Genomic DNA, 4,969 nt, shown 5'->3' with positions numbered 1-4,969 from the left:
AAAAAGAGAATGGCGCTGATTAAAAGATTAGCTGCTGTGGTATTGGTGTTGGCAGTGGTCGGAGGAGTATTTTTCTCTGGATTTTTCGTATATGCAGTTCATGGTAGCCCTAAGGTGACTAAGGAATTGATTTACGATAGCTATATAAGTAGTGAGGTCGTGAGTGCTGATAAGATTCCAAACGATTTGAAGCACGCTATCGTGGCGATGGAGGATAGAAGGTTTTATAAGCATAATGGAGTTGATATTAAGTCCTTGGTTAGGGCTGCACTTAATAATTTAGTGACTTCTTCTACTCAGGGGGGAAGTACTATAGATATGCAGGTTTCTAAAAACTTGCTTACGAGTGAGGATAAGACCTACAAGAGAAAGGTTTTGGATATGTACAATGCCCTTCAGATGAATAAGGTCATGACAAAGGATGAGATTTTAAGTGCTTATTTGAACAATATTTATTTGGGTAAATCTGCATATGGAGTTGCCAAGGGGGCTAAGGTTTACTTTAATAAGGATGTATCTGAATTAAATTTAGCACAGTGCGCAATGCTTGCAGGTATCACGAATAACCCTTATAGATTTAATCAGCACGATCAAGCTAAGGCTAGACAAATACAGGTACTTAATGATATGCTAGAACAAGGATATATATCAAAGGATGAGTATCAAGAGGCAGTAGATGATCCGACTTTGTTTGCATCAGAAATAGATTAATTGAGTAGGGAGTTAAATATGTTAAAATTTGTTTACGACGAAAAAGAATATATAATAGAAAAAGATAAAAATGTATGCTTATTAAATGATGAAGAGAAACCAGTGAAGGGCTTGAGCTTAGACGATATACTTGATATGCTTGCTGATTTAGATGAAATAGATTTTGATATTCAATACTATAAGGAAGCATGTGTTGAGTGTCTCGCTGGAGTTAAGGAAAAGCAAAAATTCTTTCCTTTTTTAGAGTATCACTTCTATATATACACTAAAAATCAGAATTTTGTTATAAGTGATATCCAAAAGGAATATGAAGGTCAGTCTTTTAATAAGCTTTTGAAGGCTAAAAAGGTGGACGATAGCTATATAGTTAGTCTTATAATATGTAAAAATTGTCAAGATACGTTGATTCAAATAGAAAACTGTGTAGTTTAAATTTAAATAAAATGATATTTGGGAGAATTATAATGTGTTATTTATAATTCTCTTTTAATGTATAATTTTGTATTATGGGGAGGCATGTATGAATATAAAAAGAATATTGTACTTATTAGTTAGATTGTTTATAGGGTTTTTCTTGTACGGACTTGGAATAGTCGTTATGGTAAATGCTCAAATCGGGCTATCTCCTTGGGATGCGTTTCACCAAGGAATATCACTTAAGACAGGAATTACTATGGGGCAGGCTTCTATAACAGTAGGCCTTGTGATAGTTATATTAGATGCAGTTCTAGGAGAAGGTGTAGGCTGGGGAACTGTGCTTAATATGATTTTTATAGGTGTATTTTTAGATATGATAAAGGCTGCGAATATAATTCCTGTTGCAGATAATTTATTTATGGGAATTATTATGATGATAATAGGGATAATTATTTCTGCAATTGCGACAGTGGTGTATTTAGGTGCAGGGCTTGGAAGTGGTCCGAGAGATGGACTCATGCTTGCACTTAATAAAAAGACGTCTAAGCCTGTTGGAGTTCTTAGAACAGGTATAGAGCTTACAGCATTGGTAAGTGGATGGCTTCTAGGAGGTCAAGTTGGTCTTGGAACTGTCATGAGTGCGTTTGGTCTTGGTTATGCTATTCAGATAGGATTTAAAATTTGCAATATAGATTCTAAAAAAATTAAACATAGAATAATAACAGATGATATTAGATATATAAAGGAATTATTAGAAAATAGAAAAAGTGCGTAAGTTCAAGATAAATATGTAAATCGAAATTGCTAAGTTATCAATGAAGATTAAATTAAAAGGGATAGATCATAAATTATGATGATATCCCTTTTTAAGTACATAAATTAACTATCTAGCTTTAAAAGTGTTGCAGCTAGCGTCCATATCATTGATTTGTACAGATGGAGCATGGCAAAGCTTTTGTTCGTTATATACGCAGTTTACGGCTTCACATTTGATTTCAGCAGTTCCTACTGCGTGTTCTTCATGACAGCAGTGACCTGCATTGCTAGAAAAAGAAGGAGCTTCATTTTCTCTGAAAGTAGCACAATAAGTATCGGCAACAGTTGTAGCTGTGTCACCGTCTACATTGATTTTGCCAGCGTAACATTCATAGTTTTTGTTATAGACACATTTTTCAGCATTGCATTTTAAATTTTTCATAAGTTATTACCTCCATAATTTTTCTTTAGTATGTGCAGGATTCAAAAAAACTATTCATCTTTTTTTAGACATTTAGAGCATAATAGTATTACATCGTCCTCTGTTTCTCGTCCAAATTTTTTATTCAGGTGGTAGACTTCAACGTTTTCGTTGGAGTGGCATATAGAGCATCTGTAGTGATTTTTATATAGAATTTGTTCTCTAAATAATTTCCAGTATAGGCTATTTAAATAATCCTCGTATTTAACCTTTATGCATGCTTCTAAAAAATTTAAATATAAATTGTCCAAGTCAGAGGTAGTTAAATCTGAGTGTTCTACTTCAAAGTGTTCGCAGTAGTCCTTGGGATCTGGAGTAGAGTCGTTGATTACGCATTTAATCTCGTATTTAAAAAATTCATCCGGACCTTCTAAAGTCAGATGAGAGCACAGACAACAGCAGTCCTTAGGTAATTTATTTTCAATTTCTTTTATTTTATCGTTCATATAAAACCTCCATTATTAACAATTATATAATTATCGATTTCAAGTAAAGACTTTTTTATCATTTTATTTATATTTGATAAAAAATATTACTTTCCCTACATAAATTTGAAAATTTATTCTAGTAAAATAAAGGAATTTTTATTTGAAAAAAATAAATATAGTAAATAAAAAAAGGGGAAAAATTAAAATGTATGAGTATAATTTCGATGAAAAGAGGAATAATATAGAGGAAATATTAAAATTTTCTATAGAGGAAAGCAGGGAGAAGTATTATTTTGAGCTAGATTTGTTTAAGAATGAAGAAGCACAGCAGTTGCATGATAAAGGTATTAAGAAGAAAAAAACAATAATTAAGAATTCAGGTGATAAAGGAATAAAAGATGAAAAAGAGATTTTAGACTTTGAAGATATCGATAATTTAAAATTTGAGACTTTTTATAACGTTGGATTTGGTTTATTTGATATGACCTCATCCTCTATATATAAGTATTTTCAAAATATAAAATTTGAGTACGTTATATTTAAAAATTGCGTATTTAAAAATGTACAGTTTGAAAACTGCGTGTTTTTGGGATGTGAGTTTTTAGATTGTAAGTTTTTGAATACTAAGTTTAAATCAAGTGAATTTTTTGATGCTTTGAATAAAAATATAACTTACTTTTATAATTCGGACTTTGAAAATTGTACTTTTGATAAAAGCGACTTAAAACGAGCTGTATTTCAAGATAATAATATCATAGGCATGTACTTTGTATTGTCAAATTTAAAAAAATGTATATTTGATAAAGATGAAATCGAAAGTATATATTTTTCAGATTGTGATTTGAGGTCATTTGCGATTATAAACAGCGAAATAAAAAAACTCGAATTTGACGATGAATTTTTGACTAAATTAAATGAAAATACATTTTTTGATAAAATTATAATGCCTAATAAAAGCGAAAAAGACTATACTAATATATATAAAATATATAAAAATATAGCTTCACAATTTGAGAGCAATAGACTTTTGAGTATTTCAGGAGAATATCATTATTTGTACAAGTGCAGCGAGAATAAAGTATTAGATGGGTTTTCTAAATTAAAATCCAAAATATTCTGGATGATATGTGGGTATGGAGAAAGGCCTACTTATGCTTTGATTACTTCATTTGAGATAGTGATTGTATTTGCTATAATATATTTGTTTACAGGAATAAGTGTTGGAGGAAGATTTATAAATTACAATTTGTCGTTGTTTTTTATATTAGAAAAAAAGGTAATACTGGTGGATTTTTTAGAAGCCTTGTATTTTAGCTTAGTTACATTTACAACGGTTGGATATGGCGATATAATTCCAGTTGGAACGAGCATTATCTTATCGAGTGTTGAAATGATATTAGGTGTTACAATGGTAGGTATATGGACAGCGACACTTGCCAGAAAAATAACGAGATAGATGCTACATATTTAATATTTTGGATAAATGTGATAAATTAAAACTATAACAACAAAATTTTAGTGGGATTTATATATTTATGATTTATTGAAAGGACAGAATAGTGAATAATATTTATGATGTAATAATAATAGGTTCAGGTCCAGGTGGATTGAGTGCTGGAATATATTCAGCGATGTCTAAATTAAAAACTTTGATAATAGAAAAAAATCATTTTGGTGGGCAAATATTAAATACTGGAACAATAGAAAATTATCCAGGAATTTTAGAAGATGATACAGGTGCATCGTTGGCTGATAGAATGGTAAAGCAATGCATAAATTTTGGTGCAGAGCTAGTCAAAGACGAGGCTGTAGAGGTTGATTTATATGATGACATTAAAACTATAAAGTGTAAAAACAATACTTATAAGACTAAAACTGTAATAATAGCGACTGGTTGCAAGCATAGAAGGTTAGATGTAGATAGAGAGGATGAATTTTTGGGTAAGGGATTATCCTATTGTGCTATTTGTGATGGTCATCTATTTGAAGAGCTTCCAGTATATGTAGCTGGTGGAGGAGATAGCGCAGTAAAGGAAAGTATGTATCTAGCCAAATTTGCTAAAAATGTTACTATTTTGAGTAAATACGATGAATTAAAATGTAGCAAATATATTGAAGACAAGTGCAAAAATATGGAAAATATATCTATAATAAAAAATGTGAAGATTACAAAATT

At 30.6% G+C, this 4,969-nt stretch carries 7 protein-coding genes; 5 read left to right on the top strand and 2 right to left on the bottom strand.

Annotated features, from left to right (window positions below):
* From ACI3VO_RS06095 to ACI3VO_RS06085, 3 genes are all read left to right on the top strand, one after another.
* Positions 1-711 (top strand): transglycosylase domain-containing protein (locus ACI3VO_RS06095; protein ID WP_439757053.1); only part of this gene is annotated, 711 nt, incomplete at its 5' end.
* Positions 712-729: 18 nt separating this feature from the next.
* The gene (locus tag ACI3VO_RS06090; RefSeq protein ID WP_439757052.1) at positions 730-1,143 is read left to right on the top strand and encodes a DUF3785 domain-containing protein; all 414 of its coding nucleotides are present in this window, start codon (positions 730-732) and stop codon (positions 1,141-1,143) included.
* Positions 1,144-1,231: 88 nt separating this feature from the next.
* Positions 1,232-1,903: a YczE/YyaS/YitT family protein gene (locus ACI3VO_RS06085; RefSeq protein WP_439757051.1), complete on the top strand. Its 672-nt coding sequence runs from the start codon at positions 1,232-1,234 to the stop codon at positions 1,901-1,903.
* 108 nt (positions 1,904-2,011) lie between these two features.
* Here the strand turns inward: ACI3VO_RS06085 and ACI3VO_RS06080 are convergent, their stop codons facing one another.
* Both ACI3VO_RS06080 and ACI3VO_RS06075 read right to left on the bottom strand, forming a co-directional pair.
* Positions 2,012-2,326 carry a DUF1540 domain-containing protein gene (locus ACI3VO_RS06080; protein ID WP_439757050.1) on the bottom strand — a complete coding sequence of 105 codons (315 nt, stop codon included), beginning with the start codon at positions 2,324-2,326 and terminating at the stop codon, positions 2,012-2,014.
* 50 nt (positions 2,327-2,376) lie between these two features.
* Positions 2,377-2,811 carry a hypothetical protein gene (locus tag ACI3VO_RS06075; protein ID WP_439757049.1) on the bottom strand — a complete coding sequence of 145 codons (435 nt, stop codon included), beginning with the start codon at positions 2,809-2,811 and terminating at the stop codon, positions 2,377-2,379.
* A 187-nt stretch (positions 2,812-2,998) separates the two neighbouring features.
* On the opposite strand from ACI3VO_RS06075, the gene ACI3VO_RS06070 reads away from it, so the two are divergent.
* Both ACI3VO_RS06070 and ACI3VO_RS06065 read left to right on the top strand, forming a co-directional pair.
* A complete protein-coding gene (locus ACI3VO_RS06070; protein ID WP_439757048.1) occupies positions 2,999-4,249 on the top strand; it encodes an ion channel in 1,251 nt (416 codons plus the stop codon).
* Positions 4,250-4,352: 103 nt separating this feature from the next.
* Positions 4,353-4,969: NAD(P)/FAD-dependent oxidoreductase (locus ACI3VO_RS06065; protein WP_439757047.1), on the top strand; the 617-nt coding region annotated here is incomplete at its 3' end.

The organism is Intestinibacter sp. (assembly GCF_051866655.1).
Taxonomy (GTDB): Bacteria; Bacillota; Clostridia; order Peptostreptococcales; family Peptostreptococcaceae; genus Intestinibacter.
This window is presented reverse-complemented; position numbering and strand designations above follow the sequence as displayed.